This window comes from Brevibacillus sp. 1238 (assembly GCF_029892995.1).
Classification (GTDB): Bacteria; Bacillota; Bacilli; order Brevibacillales; family Brevibacillaceae; genus Brevibacillus; species Brevibacillus parabrevis.
In genome coordinates this window covers 87,795-104,228 of record NZ_JARXWC010000012.1, presented here as the reverse complement: position 1 = coordinate 104,228, position 16,434 = coordinate 87,795, and the positions used below count along the sequence as shown (strand labels likewise).

At 52.1% G+C, this 16,434-nt stretch carries 19 protein-coding genes, 1 pseudogene and 1 riboswitch; of the genes and pseudogenes, 4 read left to right on the top strand and 16 right to left on the bottom strand.

Annotated features, from left to right (window positions below):
• Nucleotides 1–23: 23 nt before the first annotated feature.
• From M2298_RS22475 to M2298_RS22460, 4 genes are all read right to left on the bottom strand, one after another.
• Nucleotides 24–596 carry a TetR/AcrR family transcriptional regulator gene (locus tag M2298_RS22475; RefSeq protein WP_122963748.1) on the bottom strand — a complete coding sequence of 191 codons (573 nt, stop codon included), beginning with the start codon at nt 594–596 and terminating at the stop codon, nt 24–26.
• 141 nt (nt 597–737) lie between these two features.
• A complete protein-coding gene (locus tag M2298_RS22470) occupies nt 738–1,598 on the bottom strand; it encodes a hypothetical protein (protein WP_173599393.1) in 861 nt (286 codons plus the stop codon).
• Nucleotides 1,588–2,163, bottom strand: coding sequence for a sigma-70 family RNA polymerase sigma factor (locus M2298_RS22465; RefSeq protein WP_229049758.1), 576 nt, complete (start codon nt 2,161–2,163; stop codon nt 1,588–1,590). The genes M2298_RS22470 and M2298_RS22465 overlap by 11 nt, the downstream gene beginning before the upstream one ends.
• A 233-nt stretch (nt 2,164–2,396) precedes the next feature.
• Nucleotides 2,397–3,575, bottom strand: coding sequence for a DUF4272 domain-containing protein (locus M2298_RS22460; RefSeq protein WP_173599395.1), 1,179 nt, complete (start codon nt 3,573–3,575; stop codon nt 2,397–2,399).
• Between the two features lie 148 nt (nt 3,576–3,723).
• Between M2298_RS22460 and M2298_RS22455 the strand changes: the two genes are divergently transcribed.
• On the top strand, nt 3,724–4,812 hold the full coding sequence (locus tag M2298_RS22455; protein ID WP_173597664.1) for a suppressor of fused domain protein: 1,089 nt from the start codon (nt 3,724–3,726) through the stop codon (nt 4,810–4,812).
• Nucleotides 4,813–4,972: 160 nt separating this feature from the next.
• On the opposite strand, the gene M2298_RS22450 is transcribed toward M2298_RS22455, so the two are convergent.
• The 5 genes from M2298_RS22450 to M2298_RS22430 form a co-directional block, all read right to left on the bottom strand.
• Nucleotides 4,973–5,824, bottom strand: coding sequence for a class I SAM-dependent methyltransferase (locus M2298_RS22450; RefSeq protein WP_122963743.1), 852 nt, complete (start codon nt 5,822–5,824; stop codon nt 4,973–4,975).
• A 14-nt stretch (nt 5,825–5,838) separates the two neighbouring features.
• The gene (locus M2298_RS22445) at nt 5,839–6,606 is read right to left on the bottom strand and encodes an ABC transporter ATP-binding protein (protein ID WP_217365748.1); all 768 of its coding nucleotides are present in this window, start codon (nt 6,604–6,606) and stop codon (nt 5,839–5,841) included.
• A 19-nt stretch (nt 6,607–6,625) separates the two neighbouring features.
• Complete coding sequence (locus M2298_RS22440) at nt 6,626–7,681, bottom strand: FecCD family ABC transporter permease (protein WP_229049759.1); 1,056 nt, start codon at nt 7,679–7,681, stop codon at nt 6,626–6,628.
• Nucleotides 7,682–7,709: 28 nt separating this feature from the next.
• Nucleotides 7,710–8,876, bottom strand: a complete 1,167-nt coding sequence (locus M2298_RS22435; RefSeq protein WP_122963740.1) for an ABC transporter substrate-binding protein — start codon at nt 8,874–8,876, stop codon at nt 7,710–7,712.
• A gap of 150 nt (nt 8,877–9,026) precedes the next feature.
• Nucleotides 9,027–9,224, bottom strand: a riboswitch (cobalamin riboswitch).
• Nucleotides 9,225–9,378: 154 nt separating this feature from the next.
• The gene (locus tag M2298_RS22430; protein ID WP_173597666.1) at nt 9,379–9,747 is read right to left on the bottom strand and encodes a winged helix-turn-helix transcriptional regulator; all 369 of its coding nucleotides are present in this window, start codon (nt 9,745–9,747) and stop codon (nt 9,379–9,381) included.
• A gap of 109 nt (nt 9,748–9,856) precedes the next feature.
• Here M2298_RS22430 and M2298_RS22425 point away from each other — a divergent pair, with 109 nt between their 5' ends.
• Both M2298_RS22425 and M2298_RS22420 read left to right on the top strand, forming a co-directional pair.
• A complete protein-coding gene (locus tag M2298_RS22425; protein ID WP_280649115.1) occupies nt 9,857–10,651 on the top strand; it encodes an alpha/beta fold hydrolase in 795 nt (264 codons plus the stop codon).
• A 39-nt stretch (nt 10,652–10,690) separates the two neighbouring features.
• Nucleotides 10,691–11,353 carry an NAD(P)H-dependent oxidoreductase gene (locus tag M2298_RS22420; RefSeq protein WP_370641112.1) on the top strand — a complete coding sequence of 221 codons (663 nt, stop codon included), beginning with the start codon at nt 10,691–10,693 and terminating at the stop codon, nt 11,351–11,353.
• Here the strand turns inward: M2298_RS22420 and M2298_RS28300 are convergent.
• Complete coding sequence (locus M2298_RS28300; RefSeq protein ID WP_173599432.1) at nt 11,334–11,594, bottom strand: NAD(P)H-dependent oxidoreductase; 261 nt, start codon at nt 11,592–11,594, stop codon at nt 11,334–11,336. The two genes, M2298_RS22420 and M2298_RS28300, sit on opposite strands and share 20 nt — an antisense overlap.
• Before the next feature lie 178 nt (nt 11,595–11,772).
• Here M2298_RS28300 and pdxR point away from each other — a divergent pair, with 178 nt between their 5' ends.
• The gene (gene pdxR / locus M2298_RS22415) at nt 11,773–13,206 is read left to right on the top strand and encodes a MocR-like pyridoxine biosynthesis transcription factor PdxR (RefSeq protein WP_173599398.1); all 1,434 of its coding nucleotides are present in this window, start codon (nt 11,773–11,775) and stop codon (nt 13,204–13,206) included.
• Between the two features lie 124 nt (nt 13,207–13,330).
• On the opposite strand, the gene M2298_RS22410 is transcribed toward pdxR, so the two are convergent.
• The 6 genes and pseudogenes from M2298_RS22410 to cyoD all read right to left on the bottom strand — a co-directional run bounded on the left by M2298_RS22410 (nt 13,331) and on the right by cyoD (nt 16,434).
• Nucleotides 13,331–13,561, bottom strand: coding sequence for a hypothetical protein (locus M2298_RS22410; RefSeq protein WP_122963735.1), 231 nt, complete (start codon nt 13,559–13,561; stop codon nt 13,331–13,333).
• A gap of 63 nt (nt 13,562–13,624) precedes the next feature.
• A complete protein-coding gene (locus tag M2298_RS22405; RefSeq protein WP_229049760.1) occupies nt 13,625–14,047 on the bottom strand; it encodes a DUF6973 domain-containing protein in 423 nt (140 codons plus the stop codon).
• Between the two features lie 239 nt (nt 14,048–14,286).
• Nucleotides 14,287–14,862, bottom strand: coding sequence for an SCO family protein (locus tag M2298_RS22400; RefSeq protein ID WP_173599399.1), 576 nt, complete (start codon nt 14,860–14,862; stop codon nt 14,287–14,289).
• Between the two features lie 17 nt (nt 14,863–14,879).
• The gene (locus M2298_RS22395; RefSeq protein WP_173597672.1) at nt 14,880–15,212 is read right to left on the bottom strand and encodes a c-type cytochrome; all 333 of its coding nucleotides are present in this window, start codon (nt 15,210–15,212) and stop codon (nt 14,880–14,882) included.
• A gap of 24 nt (nt 15,213–15,236) precedes the next feature.
• A pseudogene (cyoE, locus tag M2298_RS22390) lies at nt 15,237–16,109 on the bottom strand (heme o synthase); the annotation flags it as partial.
• Nucleotides 16,110–16,128: 19 nt separating this feature from the next.
• Nucleotides 16,129–16,434 (bottom strand): cytochrome o ubiquinol oxidase subunit IV, encoded by a 306-nt coding sequence (gene cyoD / locus M2298_RS22385; protein ID WP_063229517.1) that lies wholly within the window; start codon nt 16,432–16,434, stop codon nt 16,129–16,131.

The window sequence follows — 16,434 nt, the reverse complement described above, 5'->3', positions numbered from 1 at the left end:
TACTAATCAATTGCAAAAAAAGCCTACACTTGAATCAAGTGTAGAAAAGTAGCGCCTGCGTTTATAAAAGCTTCTGTGTTGCCGTAAGACTCGGCAAGCTGCATGGCTCCTTCCAAAATCGTGATGAGAAGCGCCGCTGTCTCGGGAACCGGAATCCCTGCCTTGAACTCTTTTCGCTCAACTCCTTCTCTTAGCACATTTTCCGCTACTCCTTGCAGCTCGCGCATAAACGCGTGGATGCGAACCCGAACCTGCGGGATTTGCGCGGACAGAAGGGACAGGATCGGACAGCCTCCCACACAGTCTCGCCCGTTCAGCTCGTCAGCCAGTGCGGCAAAAATTTGCTCGATCCGCCTCGCAGCGGTCAAGTCCCTGGCCTGGGCAATCTCATCAAGCACCGTGCGCAACAATTGGGCGCGGTAGTCCAACACAGCGACAACAAGCTCCTCCTTGCTCTTGAAATGGTAGTAAATATTTGACTTGGAGACTTTGCTCTGCGCCACGACGTCATCCATGCTCGTATTCATCAGCCCTTTTTGCAAAAACAGAGCGGATGCGCTGGCAATCACATGGTCGCGATTCGAGATTTTTTTCATGATTAGAACTATATAGTCCTAATCAAATAATGTCAAGCGACAAGCTGCTCGGCACATGCAGTTGGCAACAAAAAAACGTGCCCGCGGGAGCCACTTAAAAACATGGCGTCGCCTGGACACGCTTCGCTGGTTGCAATCCGCTTACTTACCGGACACGGGCGCGGGAGCTGGAGCAGGGCCAGCCCCTTCTGTAACAGGAGCATTTTTCAGCTTTTCTCTCGCTTGCTCGATTTCCGTTTGTGTCAGCGGCGCTCCTGTCGAGAAGCCGTCAATGATTTTGCCCAATACGTTAGGCGCAAAATCATCTTGCGCATACAACTCGATCGTATACCCGTCCTTCTCCCAAATGACAATCCCGTTCGCCATGTACACTTTCGTTCCGTTCAGCACTTGCGTTTTGACTTCCTCTGTCGTTCCGATCCCGTTTTCCCCGCCTTTCGAGATCAGGAAGTTCACTGTTTTATCGCCATGCGCATATTGGACTTCCGCCATGCTGTCACCGTGAACGACCGTGTTGACGTACTCGTAATCGGCTACCCAGGATGGCGCGGGAAAGTTCGAACCGAGTACAGCGCGGGCTTCCTGCACCGTCAGATTGGGACGCGGCTGCAAAGTCACGGCACGGGCGCCGTCTGCTCCGGCTTGGACGGCTGCATTTTCGCTTGCAGGTGCAGCAGGCTCTTTGTCATATTGCACAATTTGCAAATTCCCCACTTGAAACCGCGCCAAAATAGAGGACAGCATTTCTTGGGCAAACGAGGTAGTCGAGAAAGCTCCCGTCAGGCAGATAATGGCAGCGACACTGGCCGCAACCGTTTTCCAACTGCTTTTTTTCATCACGATCTCATCCTTTTCCACAGGCTTTGCCTGGATTTTTCCGGCTTTCAGCTTGTTTGCAAGCCGGTTGTAGATTCTGTCCCTCGCTGCCTGGTCATCCAGCTCCACATGAGCGAGATAGTCGGCCAGCTCGCGAAATTCGTCTGTATCCGGCTTATTCCTCATGCCGAAAACCTCCTTTTTCCAGCTCTTTTTGCAGCTTCTTCAAGCATCTGTACAGCACAACCCCGATATTCGAACCGCTGACGCCAAGCAGCTCTGCGATTTCTGCGTTTTTCAAGCCTGCCGCATACTTCATGCCGATGATGTTGCGTTCTTTGTCGCTCAGCTTTGCCAGCGCCCGGAACAAAGCGGCATGGCGGTCATCGCGGATCACGATGTCTTCCGGAGACGACTTGGGCAAGGCCAAATTCAAAATCGAACTGAGCGAGAAGGCGGCCCTTTTTTTCTGTGAGCGGAAGTAATCCGTCACCGCATTTCTGGCAATGGCGAACAGCCATACTTCAAAACTCGCTTTTTCCGGCGAAAAGCGGTTGTATTTGGCAATCACCGCTTCGAATACGTGGCTGCATACTTCCTCTGCCGCATAGTGATTGTCGATCCGGTAGCAAATGTACTTGTAGACGCGTTTGTAGTACGCATCGTAAATCTCGGCGAACTTTTCCGCTGCCATGCACTCATCGTGGCTCTCGTTCAGCTGATTTGAATGGATGCCCGTTTTGGTGCTCATTTGAACAATCTCCAACTACTTCCCCTCCCTTCCCTCCCGACTCAGACATGGTACAGGAACAAATTGCGCAATTTGTTGTGGTTGTCCGTGAGTCTCACGCTAGTTAATACGGGAAAAAGCAGATTGTATTAACAAATCGGTCGAGAAAAGTACCCAACTCTTTTTCGAGCACAACGAAAAAAGCCGACATCGTTCGTGAACGATATCAGCCTGTTGCTGCTTTTTAGCGAACCCTATGTGTCCATCTGCACATGATCCCACTCGTCTTCCATGTGACGCACGAGCCAGTTTAGTGCCCTGTGTCTTTCCATGACGACTCCCGGCTCCAAACCTCCCGCCACGGTCCGGTTGTTGATGCGCGCATCGACGCACGCCCAGTCGTAGCGATAGATCAAATCCGCCTGATCCAAAATCTCCGCCTTGCTCCGCACGACGGCGTTGTCGTAGAAAGTTCGATAGTTTCCCGCGCTGCGCAATACATCGATGGCGTAGCTGACATCGCAAATCTCGCTCGGAAACTCCAATTCTTTTTTATAGCCGAGCGCCCACAACAGCACCCAGTAGCATTCGTACATCCACGCCATCTGCACCATGTCGTTCTGGCTTGGATTCGGGTCGTCGAGGAGCTTTCTTTCGTTTTCCGTAAAGAAGTCTGCCGCGCCGTACTGCTCGATAATTCCTTCGATGAACTCGCGCTCTTCGGCAATCTCCCCGTTCTCTGCGATTCCGGCGGCGTAGACGGCAATCAGGCACAAAGCAATGGCCCGCTGCACGATCTCTTCCTTGGTCCTGATGACAGCATCCTCATCCCCGACGATGACAGGCAAATGGTTAATATACGGGACGCCTTGCTCCTGCAAAAGCTGGATGTTGCGCGCTTTACGCTCTTCCCCGGACTGGGATGGACGCACGTGCCGATCGATAAACTCGGTGCTCACCGTCACCAAATAGTCGTCCACCTCTGATTCGCCCTCGGTGTTCAAAAGCAGGCGGCCCTCTTTATCGAGCATGTGGCCTGTCGGGAGGAAAACGATGCCGGATACTTCCTTGGCAATCGCCAGGACAGCAGCGAACGTTTCCCGGTCGATTTCCTTGCTGGCTACGATGCCTACGGCCACGTTGAGCGCGGTAATCTGGATCAGCAGCTTTTCCTTGACCTTTTCATGCGCCGTCTCAATCTGGGCAAAAAATCCGTACATCCCTTTTTTCATCTGCAAAAAGCGCTCCGGATCGGCTTCCTCGCGCATGAAGTTGAAGGCCAGTGTGCTTTTGCCAAACCATTTCTTGTCTGTGACGGTCACGCTTTGTCCGTCCGCAGCAGCTTGTACTTCTTTGTCTGGAAAAGTCTCCTTGATCGCATCGACTATTTTTTGATAGTCAGCTATGGAGACGTATAGTGTACATTGATTCATCGTTGCTCCCCGCTTTCGTTTCTATCTTTTGTCTAGACGAAATTTTGCCACCAATAGTCAATTATGGTATTCTACCCCTGTTCCGTGCAAGTTTACATCTACCTATTTTGATGAAGAATCTACCATATTCCGTTTGGAAGGTGATCCGATGAAAAACATTTTGTTGGAGGAATTTTCTCCACTTTGCGACATTCAAGCCTTTGTCGAAGAAGATGAATCTGGCGTTTATTTTTATTTGTGGGACTACCCCGGCCAGGAACACGCGAGTATTCGCTCCTGCTGGGTGCGCAATTACGGGCCAGCTCCCGAGACACTCGATTTTTCCGCCATGGAAGACGGAAACGCTCCCATGCTGCCGCGCGACTGCTGCGCCCATCCGCAAGGCGCGGAAAAGCTCGACCCAGATGAGCTGTCAATTGTCTGGCTGACAGAAGGAGACGCCGCAGCTTTGCTTTATCAAGACGAGGTGCTGTGCGTCATTCCCGGCTGGGCGGGGCAGCAGGCAGACGGCTCCAGCTATCCGGCTTATGCGCGAGACTGTATCGCAGAATCTCCTTTCTGCTTTCCGCTGGGCACACCAGACACAAACGCTTTGTTTGCGCGAATCGAAGCTGCCCGGCAATTTTGGGCGAGCTGGGACGAAAATCCTTGGCCAGACTTGCAGCATCAGTATCTCGACGCGATCACGGCAACGCTTGGCCCGGTCAAAAACTATTACGGCATCGACGGCGGTCACTGGCCGCCGAAAGCATTGGTCACGGTGGAAAAGGGCGAAATCACCTACGCCGTCACCTTGGGCGTCTCCATCGTGCCGCAGCCAAAGGTCGAGCTATATACCGAATCACCGGAACAACTGCGCCGCTTCGAGCTGGCTTTTGCCTGCGAAACCAAATGGCTGGCCGAAAATGAAAAGCAACTTTTGGCCTACATCAGCGGGCAAACAACGCTGCCCTGGTCGTACATGACTTTTCTCGCCCAAGGGCACACCATCCCTTGTCAGGAGATCAGCGAGGTAGACGGCCGCTTCACATCCATGCTGCTCGCCAAGCCCCAAAGCGCCCCGGCGCTGGCCTTCCCGACGGTTTACGGCGATCCGGTCAACCTGCTCTGGATGATTCCCATCACGAGTGCCGAACAACGCTTCGCGGAGGAAAACGGGTCGGAAGCATTGATCCGTCTGGCTGTTGGGACGGAAGCGGAATGGATTTTCAATGGGATGGAAAAGTGGATGCGTTGAGTGAATGCGTAGAAAAAGTTCGGATTCGCCATGCCGAAAAGAGTTGCCTAGCATGATAAAAAGCTTCGCTGCATTTTGTGCGCGAAGCTTTTTCGTGCTTGTTTTGCTTGTGTGTTTCTCCTGTTTCCTCCCTCCGCTACAGCTACGATCAACACCATCTTTACAAACTAATCCTTCTCTCCGGCTTCCAATACAACAACGCCGCTTTAAACTGATGCACATACGCAGGCTTGCCATCTACCCAGACCAAATATTGGCGCAAAATCGCCTCCGCTTTCTCCCGATCATAGGACGGCTCCATAATCGCGCTCAAATTTTGGCTGACAAACTGCTCCTCCGACTCGTACACGTACGTTTTTTGCAAAGGAAGAATGTTGCAGTTCACGTCAATGCCCAGCTCATACAGCAAATTGGTCAGATGAATATAGTCTCTGCGCGAAAACTTGATTTTGTACCCGAGCTGCTGATGAATATCCCAGTAGTGCGGCTTTTCCGGCCCGCTAGTCATCCCGATCACCGCCAACCGCCTGGCCGAATTGTTCATATTGACCATCGCCTGATCAATCGCCTGCATCCGATAATAGCAGTTCACACCAAACACGACATCATGGACGGGCGGCTCGTACTCTTCCCACTTGGCATGGACAAAGCTCATGTTGGATAGCCCTTTCGCACGCGCCCCCTGCTCCAGATAGCCCAGCACACTCGCCGAACTGTCTACGCAAGTGAGCGACCGCGCTTTGCTCGCCGCCGCAAACGTGTAATTTCCCCATCCCGGCCCAATCTCCAGCACTTCATCGTCTTCCTGAATAAAGGAAAGCAGCTCCCTGCCAATCTCCCGCACATAGTCATCCGGCTCCGCTTCCGCCGTTTTGCGCTGCAAAAATTGATCCCAAAAGCTTTCTTCCAGTTGGTCGTCAGTCATGCGCTCGGGCAGCTTGCCTTCCCAATTTTTCATCCCTTCCATCCAGGCTTCCCTGGACTTCATCCCTAGCCTTACTCCGTAGTACATGTTCTCCCCCTTGCTTATCGCGACTCTGGCAGCGTGGCCGTCAACTTCAGACCGCTGCTGCCCTGCCCGATCTCGACTTTTACTCCGTACACCTGCTCCATATTCGCAGAGGTAAACACTTCCTCCGGCCGCCCGGAAGCATAAATTTGCCCTTGCTGCAGCAAAAACACGCGATCTGAATATCTGGCCGCCAGCTCCAGATCGTGCATGATCAACACGACCAGCACTTGCTGCTGGAGGGCAAGCTGCCGAACCAGCTCCAGCACCTCCAGTTGATGGCGAATATCGAGAGCGGACGTCGGCTCATCCAGCAGCAGTATTTCCGGCTCTTGGGCAAGCGCTCGCGCAATCAGTACCTTTTGCCGCTCGCCTCCGCTCAGCTCGTCCATATAACGCTGCGCCATTTCCGCAAGTTGCAGCCGCTCCATGATTGCTCCCGCTACTTCCAGATCGTGAGCGGTCACGTTCCACTGCATGTACGGTTTCCTGCCCAGAAGCACTGTCTCCAACACCGTTAACGGATAGCCGAAAGCCGTATGCTGCGGCACGTACCCCAGCGTTTTCGCCAACTCGTTAGCCGAATAGGAGCGAATGTCTCTGTCTTTGATCCAGATCCGCGCTCGTTCCACCGGGATAATCGACGCCATGCTTTTGAGCAAGGTTGTTTTCCCGGCACCGTTTGGCCCGATGATGCTTGCGACCTCGCCTTTTTGCAAGTTCATCTGAATTTGCTTCAGAATCATCTTCGTTCCGTACTTGATCGATAAATCCTTGACCTGCATGTACACCCGACCGTCCTCCTTATGCCCAGTAGTCCTTGCGCTTTTTCAACAGCAAATAGACGAAAAACGGGGCGCCAAACAACGCGGTGATGATGCCTACCGGAATCTCGATCGGAGATAATACCATGCGGGCTGCCGTATCTGACAAGAGCAGCAGCAAAGCGCCCATCAGGCAAGAGCACGGCAGTAAAAATCGATAATCCGTCCCGATGATGATTCTGCTGATATGCGGTGCCACCAGCCCGATGAACCCGATAATCCCGGTGAAGGCAATCGTGACGGAGGCCATCAAGGTAACGAGCAAAAGGCACACCCAGCGGACTTGTTTGACATTGACGCCGAGCGTTCGCGCTACATCTTCGCCAGCGCATAGCGAGTTCAGGTCCCAGGCGTATTTCAGCAAAAGGACAAGCGAGATGATCACGAGCGGCAGCAAAATGTGCAGCACTTGCCATTTCGCTCCCCAAAATCCTCCCATGAGCCAGACAACCAAGTCTTTCAACGCTTCGTTGTTGGAAAAAAACTTCAAACCGGAAACGCCCGCCGAAAACAGTTGCCCAATGGCCACCCCCGCCAAAAGCAGTACGGTCGTCGAGCTGTTTTTGAGCTTGGCGATGCCGTAGACCGCGCCCACAGCGAGACAGCCAAACACAAAGGCATTAAGAGCGATCATCCACTGTCCACTCGAAACGAGGTTGATGCCAAACACACTCGTCCCGGCCACGATCGCCAATGCTGCTCCAAAAGCCGCTCCGCTCGATACGCCGAGCGTAAAAGGGTCTGCCAGCGGATTGCGCAAAATCGCCTGCATAATCGCACCGGCACATGCCAGCGAAACTCCTGTAATGATCGACATGACCATGCGCGGCAGCCGAATCTCGTATACGATGTAGGCGGTCATCTCATCGGAAGCGCGTCCGGACAAAATAGCCAAAAGCTCAGGCAACGCAACTTCTACAGCCCCTTGACTGACTGCGTAAAGCGTCAGCAGCACCAGCAGGAGGAAAAGGCTTGTCAAAATGAGCAGCTTGCTTTTCACGCTCCCGTGATAGATGGCCTGGATCGGTCGCTGCACTGGCTTGCTCAGCGGTTGTCCTTGGCTGTCATTGAACATCTTTGAACGAATAGTGCCAAATGCCTTGGTATGGCACGCCTAACCATTTTTCAAAATACTCTTTGGCATACTGCTCGGGATCGATATCCTGGAATTTATCCGGGTACAAATATTTGGCTAGTTGGAGATTGCCGATATACCGCTTGTCCGATCCGACAAAGTTGGTGTAGAAAAAGTAAATGTCTTTGCTTTGCCCCGCCTTGAGCCGCGAAACAGATGTCGTGCTCATAATATGGCGCAGCGCTTCTTCAAACGGCTTCGTATCCTTCACATTGTAGCCACCCAGCCAGGTGCCGTGCAGGGTAATGACCTCCGGGTTGCGCTTGAGCACATATTCCTCGTCGACCATGATCGTAGTCGACGCCTCCGCCGGATTCCATTGCAAGTCGGCAGCGTCTTTCCCGCCAGCCAGAATCGTCGCGTAGCCTTCCCCTACTCCTGGCTTCCCGTCTAACGACTGGCTGGGGAAAATCCGGTAGCCCCCGTTCGTATTGAGAAATCCGGCTGACAAGGCAAGCACCTGTTTTTTGTCTTCCTCCTTGATGCCCGCCACCCGGTCCGCTAACAGCTTTTCAATCGAATGCTTCCAGGCGAGAAATTCGTCTGCCTTGTCCGATTTATCAAAAATTTTGCCGAGCAGCTTCAGCTCCTCATCCATCTGTTCCGGCAAATAGTTGTTCATTCGCACGACTTTGATTCCGGCTGGCTCCAGCTTTTCCTCCAGCGTCTTGTCGGGGCGATTCGTATAGGCGAAGACGATTTGCGGCTTCAAGCTGATGATTTGCTCCAGATTGATCTGCTTCGTTTCCCCCACATCCGGCTTGCTGTCAAATCCGAGGTACGGGTTATTTTTGACCGTCGTGTCGCCTGTAGCCAGCACGTACTGCTCGGCTCCCAGCAGCTTGATCGCTTCTGCCGTGTTGCGATTGAGCACGACCACCCGCTCTACTGGCAGCTTTACCGTGATCGCAGTCCCTGCGGAATCTTGAAAAGCAAGCTCCTGCTTTTCCTGCGGCACCGCCTGTTCAGTTTTCTGTTCCGCAGGCGTTGACGATGACGGTGAAGCAGCAGAGCAGCCAGTCACGACCAAAAAAATCGTGAGCAGGCCAAACAGCCATGCTTTGCCGATCCAGCTTTTCCGGTTCTTTTGCAGCATCGTTTCCACTCCCTATCTTTTTGTGATCAATAGAAAAGCCCCGTCCCGCCGGACGAGGCAAACGTGTAGAAGTAATCAGTCGACATCATGAATAAATAGACACAAGCTGTCGCAGCTTCTTCCTACACCTCACCTTTTCCGCGAAGGATTACGGGTGTGACAAACTAGGTAGGTCTCCTGGCTTTTGGCTCATCGCGCTCTTTCGTCTTCCCCGATGGTTATGCTCCATACCGAGTGACATGTTGGAAAGAGAACTCACCAATTACAGTGGCGGGACCGCTCGGGATTTTCACCCGATTCCCTGTTACCCCTTGCTCTCGCAAAGGCACCTAGCTGCATGCTATTCTTGGCTGATTATACCATTATTTTCATAGGGAGGGGGGACCGTAAAAACAAATCGGCCGCTTCCTTCCCTCTTTTGCCTTCGCCCGAAAAAAATCCGCCGTTCTCAGGTGGTCGTATGGTTGTCGTATGCGATTATGGCCCGGTGCTTTCAGCAGTTTTAGGCAGTCGGCTCCACTTCATCCGCCACAGGCGTGCCAAACTGCTCTCCCCATTTGATCAAGTATTCAATCACGGGACGCAGTGCTTCTCCCCGCTCTGTCAGCTCGTACTCCACCTTTGGCGGAACGACCGGGTACACATGCCGCAGCACAATCCCCGCCTCTTCCAGCTCCCGCAGCTGTTCCGCGAGCATTTTGTGATTCACGCCCATGATGTTTTTCTTCAGCTCACCGTACCGCTTTTTCCCGTTCATCAGTTGGCAAATAATCGTCGTTTTCCATCTTCCTGCAAGAATGGAAACAGACAGCTCGATCGGACACTGAAACTGTTTGCCGTTTATTTGATAAATCACCTGTTGGTTCCCCATGGTTCTCACTTCCCTTTTGGTAAGTATTCAACGAAAAAGTGCGTACTTACTTTTTTACAGTGTATTCGGTAAGATCACTTTTGTAAAACACGATTTCAAGGAGGCCCTCATGGAAAAATTCGTTCAGGTTGGTCCCATAAACGTCGCATATGCAGTAGAAGGAAGCGGACCTGCCGTGCTGGTGATCCACGGTACAGGAGGCAGTTACGAAGGCACGTGGGGCAATCTCGGCAAGGCGCTGGCACCTGACTTTACCGTCATCACCCCCAATTACAGCGGCTCGGGCAAAACGCAAGACGACCGCGAGCGGCTGGAGCTGGACGATCTGGTCGAGCAAAATGTGCAGGCAGTTATGCAGGAAGGCTTTACGCACTTTCATGTCGTAGGCTACTCGCTCGGCGCTGTCGTAGCAACGGCCATCGCCGCCAAATACCCGGAGCGAGTCCAATCGGTGACAGCGATCGCGGGCTGGGTAGAAAGCGATCTCGCTGTCGCCTATCAGTTCGATCTGTGGCAAAAGCTGTTCCGCCAGGATCGGGAGCTGTTCGCCCAATTCGCCATCCACACTGGCCTCAGCCCGGCGTTTTACAGCTCGTTTCAAACGTTGGAGCAGTTGCATGAGTTTACCGCCAATTTGGCTGCGACACTTGCCGAAGGTACTGGCAAACAGGCCGAACTTGACACTCGCATCAACCTGCGGCCTTTGCTTGGCAAAGTCACTGCCCCAGCACTGGCCATCGGCTTGACTTACGATCGCATGGTGCCTGTGGAGCAGACAAGGGAAATGGCCGCTCTCCTGCCTGACGCGCGCTACCACGAGATCGCTTCAGGGCACCTGGTACTGTGGGAGCAGGAGGCAGAGCTGATCGAAACCGTCCTGTCCTTTGTCCGTTCTACCCGATGACTTCCCCAAAATAACTTACCTTATCTGGAGGATAACATGATCCAAAAAGAACAGATTTTGCAAGCATACGAAACCAGACACGCCACTAAAGAATTTGCCGCAGACAAAACGATTGCACAAGAAGACTTCGCTTTCATTATGGAAACGGCTCGCCTTTCTCCCAGCTCATTCGGTTTTGAGCCTTGGAACTTTCTCGTCGTGCAAAACCGCGCTCTGCGCGACAAGCTGTCTGTCGTTTCCTGGGGAGCGCAAAAGCAACTGGCTACAGCGAGTCATTTTGTCATCATCCTGGCGCGTACCAAGCAAGAGATGGCGGCTGATTCCGACTACGTAATGAACCAGATGAAAAACGTACAGCTTTTGCCGGAAAACGTCATCACCGCGAAAAGCGCCATGTACGACAAATTTTTGAAGCAAGATTTTGAGCTGTTTGCAGACGAGCGCGTCATGTTCGAATGGGCAGCCAGACAAACGTACATCGCCCTTGGCAACATGATGACCTCAGCCGCCATGATCGGCATCGATTCCTGCCCGATCGAAGGCTTCGACAAAAAACAGGCAGAGGAACTCCTGCAAGCTGAAGGACTGCTGGACAAGGAACGCTTCGGCGTAGCCTGCATGGTTGCCTTTGGCTACCGCAAAAACGAGCCGCGCCCGAAAACAAGACAGCCGCGCGAACACATCATTCGCTACGTCGAGTAACGACATCGCTACTGCCACTATTGCCGCCCCGAACAAGAATGGATGTTCGGGGCGGCCCTTTTTCCATATATAGTTGTTTCAAGACGGAAATGACGCCGTCCGCGCCGTTTTCCGTCATGCGAAATGCTTTTCTGGCGATGCACACCGCATCGATATTCGCCTTCAACATCGGCGGCACGCCGTAATTCCACATCGGAGCAACAATAATATAGCCGTCAGCGGAAATAAACTGCTCGGTGATTGATCACCGAATACCACATTTTTCTCAAAAGCAAACCATCCAATTGCTCAGCCATTCACCCATCCATGTTCAATAGATTGGTATTCTTTCGGCCGAAGCTGCTTCCATTCGCGTGGTATGATAAGTTTGTTTCTTGTCAATATCATTGTTAACGAATATGTCCAAGGTTGTGATTATCATGTGGAAACCTGATCGGTCCAGCACGCAAACACTCTATCACCAAATCGCCGATGAGATCGAGCGCAGGATTTCTTATGGAGAATATCCTCCTGGAAGCTTGCTCCCCTCTGAAAGAAAGCTGGCAGAGCAGTTGGGGGTCAATCGAAGCACCGTCATTTTGGCTTACGAAGAGCTGCGTGCACTCGGCATCATCGAAAGCAGGACAGGCAGCGGCACGCGCGTCTGCAAAAACAAATGGGAAGCGACCCCCAAACACACCCCAAACTGGCATCGGTACGTGGAGGGCGGGCAGTTTCTCCCGAATTTGTTTTACTTGCGCCGCATTCGCGAGGCCCTGCAAAAAGACGGCATGATCGACTTTGCCAGCGGTGAGCTGTCCGCGCAATTGTCTCCGGGTCAGGAAATCAGCACCTTGATGAAAGAAAACCCCTTTACGGAATATTTAGGGTACGACAATCCCCAAGGCTTCACGCCACTGCGCGAAGAACTCGTTTCCTATTTGTCGCGGTATCGGCAGATCAACACGACAGACTCGTCCATTCTCATCACATCGGGTTCCCAGCAGTCGCTTTATTTGATCACTCAATGTTTGCTCGCTCCCGGGGATGCCGTCGCCATAGAAGATCCATCGTATTGCTACTCTTTGCCGATGTTTCAGTCGGCCGGCCTGCGCCTGTTCCGGCTCCCGGTCAGTCCGGAGGGCATCGATCCCGAAGATATTCGCTCCTTGTATAAAAAACACCGGATCAAAATGATTTTTCTCAATCCGACTTTTCAAAACCCGACAGGCATTTGCCTCAATCCGGCCCGCCGTACCCAACTGCTGAACGTGGCCAGCGAGCTGGGGCTTCCGATCGTGGAGGACGATCCATTCAGTCTCACGTCCTACGATGGCGATCCGCCTGCCCCGCTCAAATCGCACGACCAGCTCGGCTCCGTCCTGTACATCGGTTCCTTTTCCAAAATCGCGGCCTCCGGCTTGCGCGTCGGCTGGATGGTGGCCCCCCACTCCGTCGTGGAACGACTGGCAGACGCGCGACAGCAGATGGACTTCGGCCTGAGCGTCGTTCCGCAAAAAATTGCCGCCCAATTTTTGCACTCCAACTTCTTCCTGCCCCACCTGGAGCAACTGCGGATGCGCCTGCTCTATCGCCGCGATTTGCTGGTGGAAGCCTTGCAAACGGAACTGCCTGATCTGGTGACGTTCACGCTTCCGCAGGGCGGACTGCATTTGTGGTGCAAAATTGTGCCCGAGATCAACGACAACCAGCTGTTTGAAGAAGCTCTGCGGCGCGGCGTGGTTGTCGCCCCCGGAAGTGTGTACGGATCTGACTCCGGTTATATTCGCTTCACCTTTGCCCGCCCGAAAGAAGCAGAAATCACGCTTGGCGTAGCCAAATTCGCCTCGGCTCTGCGTGCGGTTTTAAGCTGATTCGCGCCACAATGTCCAGAAAAAGAAAACCTCCTGTCGCGAGTTTCTCAGGCTGTCGACTTTCTCGACGGCCTTTCTTTATGGCCTCAGTAATTCAGGGGAAAAACTTTAAAAGAAACCATTGCTATGTACAGCATTGTGCTACTTTCAATTCGTCACTTTTTCTTATCCATAAAGACCCATCTTCTTTGATTATATAATCTATTTTATTACTCTTTAGAGCTTCTATCTGTTCTGAAGATGCTCCATCAGAAAATTTATAGTAATCGGTTCCAGTCCACACATATAAAAATCCAAATACTAGCACCACAACTATTGCTGTTGCAGCCAAAGGCACCATTAATTTATTCTTCATAAATATCACCTTCTTTCAAAAAGGAGAATCAGGAATGATTATTCCTGGTTCTCTTTTTTCTTACTAAATAGGGGGAAGATCTTGATCTGCATAATCCTCTTCTTTACCTGTAAATTTATCTAGTGTCCAGGTACTCTCTTTTTTAGGGTTCGGTTTATTAATTTTTTTAAGCTTTCCGCTTTTGTATAACTCATCAATCGCAATTTTAATGTCTGAACGACTGCTATCACTGTCTATCCCCTCTTGTGCTGCTTTGTATCGTCCTTCTGCATTATTGTGCATATCCATTTTATATGTTAGAGATTTTTTGTTTTGATAGGAAGCACCATCTTCGTGGGCATTCGTCCACTTTTCTGCCCAACTATCATTCACTGCCCATACTATCCACATATTCCATAACACATGTCGAAAAGCATCTGATTCTTCATCAGTACCATTTCTACCGAAAGCTAATTCTGTATAATTCCATGCCCCTTTCCCAGCCATAAGAGTCACCATCAGAGCTTGGAGCCAGATTCATCCGGCATTTATCTCGTTCCGATTGACCAAAATGAAAAAGTGGAAGCCGATTTCTTCCGTAACAACAGGCAAGTAGCTTTTGACAATGCGCCAGAGGAATTTCAAGCTGTTCTCCTAGCGCTGCTGCTGGCAAGATAACAAAACGGGACAGGGCTTTATCGACAAAAAGAGAAACTCGCCAAAGGAGTTTCTCTTTTTGTCTTGCCCTATTTTTGCAGCAGCTTGATGTCCTCCATGATCTCGTCGTAAGGCGGATCGGTCATGCCGTCATAGCGTGCCACCACTTTGCCGTTCTGATCGACCAGATAGAACAGCGTGTCGTGAATGACTTGTTCAGATGCAGCGTCTTTGGCAATCGTAGCCCGGAACGAGCGCAGCAAAAACGTTTTGATTTCGGCAAACTCGTAGCCGGTCAATGCATGCCAGTTGGAAAAATCGGCAGCGAATTTGCCCAAATAAGCCTTCAGTGCCTCCGGGCTGTCTTGCTCTGGATCGACCGAAAAGGAGACCAGCTCGACGTCCACTCCCGCCTCCTTCGCTTTCTTTTGCAACTGCGCCATGTTGGCTGTCATCGTCGGGCAAACCGTCGCGCAGTACGTAAAAATAAAGTTGGCGACCCACACCTTGTTTTCTACATCGGCTGAGGAAAAAGGTTTTCCATCCTGGTCAGTAAACGCGAAAGGTTGCACGGGTATGTTCAGCTTGCTTGCCTTTTCACTGCCGCAGGCGGTCGCCAATACGATTGTGATGACTAAAGTGATGAACCAAACTGCTCTTTTCATCGCATATTCCTCCCGCTCTATTCCTTTTTCGCAGACAACCATTTTGCCAGTTGGGAGATTTCTTCGGTCTTCAGGCTCTTTTCATAGCCCGGCATCCCTCTTGCACCCGCTTTGATGATGTCTCCAATCTGTTCCTCGGTCAGCCTGGAACCTGCTTGCTGCAAGCTCGGGCCGACCCTGCCGGACAAATCGTTGCCATGGCAGCTCATGCAGTTCTTTTTATATAGCTGCATCGCGCTTGTATCTTCAGCGGAAGCCGTCACTTCCGCCTGTTCTTCGGCTGCTGGGCTGCCGCACCCGGAAACTGCGGCGAGCAGAAAAAATACGATCAGATAAGAAGCCACTCTCATAAGAATCCCTGCCCTTCATCTGGTCTACCAAAATGGACGGCCTGGCGTATCGACGACCATGCACACGAAGACAACCAGCAAATAGTTTACGGACAAGATAAAATTCGTTTTCGACCATTTCTCATTATTTGCTGTCACAACCCCACTGATGGTATGTCCCATCCAGATCATGCCGAACAGCAAAGAAACCGCGAAAAACACAACCCCTGCATACCCTAGCAGGTACATCACCGTGACCGTCGGGAGCAGAAACAGTACGTACGGAATCATTTGCAGCTTGGTTCGGGCGATTCCTTTGACGACAGGAAGCAGCGGAAAGCCAGCCGCTTTATACTCGTCCACGCGCCGAATCGACAGCGACCAGAAATGCGCGGGCTGCCAAAAATACAGCAAGGCAAACAACAACCATGCCCCGGCATCAAGCTCGTTCGAAGCGGCACAATACCCCATCACCGGGGGCATTGCGCCGGACACCCCGCCAATCGACGTGCTCCATGTCGACTTTCTTTTCAGCCACATCGTATAGACGCACCCGTACATGAACATCCCGAACAGTCCGAGCCAACCGACCAGCTCGTTTCCTTTCCAGAACAAAACCAGCTCGCCGCAAACACCGAGCACCAGGGCGTACAGCAGCACGCCCCCGGTTTTCAGTCGACCAGCCGCGAGCGGGCGGTCTTTTGTCCGCTGCATTTTGCGATCCAGCTCGTAATCCCAAACATTGTTCCATACGCAGGACGCCGCCATCGTCAGCGCCGTCCCGATCAACAGCCACAAAAGAAGCAGCCAATCCGGCTCCCACTTGCTAGCCACCCAGTAACCGCCAAATGCTGCGATCAAATTCAACTGTAGGATGCGGGGTTTGGTCAGCTGTATCCAGTCTGCGAGCATCCGGGCCCCTCCTTTTGTTTCTTGCTCATATCGCTACCATGTTGTACATCATGATCCAGATGGAGCCGACCACGATCAACAGGACGATAAAAATCCCGAGCAAAAGCGACATCAGATTGTACCTCGGTTTTTCCTCGTCCTTCAAGTGCATGAAGAACACCAGCTGGACGATAAACTGCAACAGCGCCGCCGCCAAAAAGACGATTGTGCTGCCCAGCCCTTCCAGCCAATTGTTTACGAGGACGACAATCGGGATAATCGTCAACACGATCGAGCAAATAAACCCGGTGACGTACGATTTCAAGGAACCGTGTGCCGTTTGGTTGCTCAC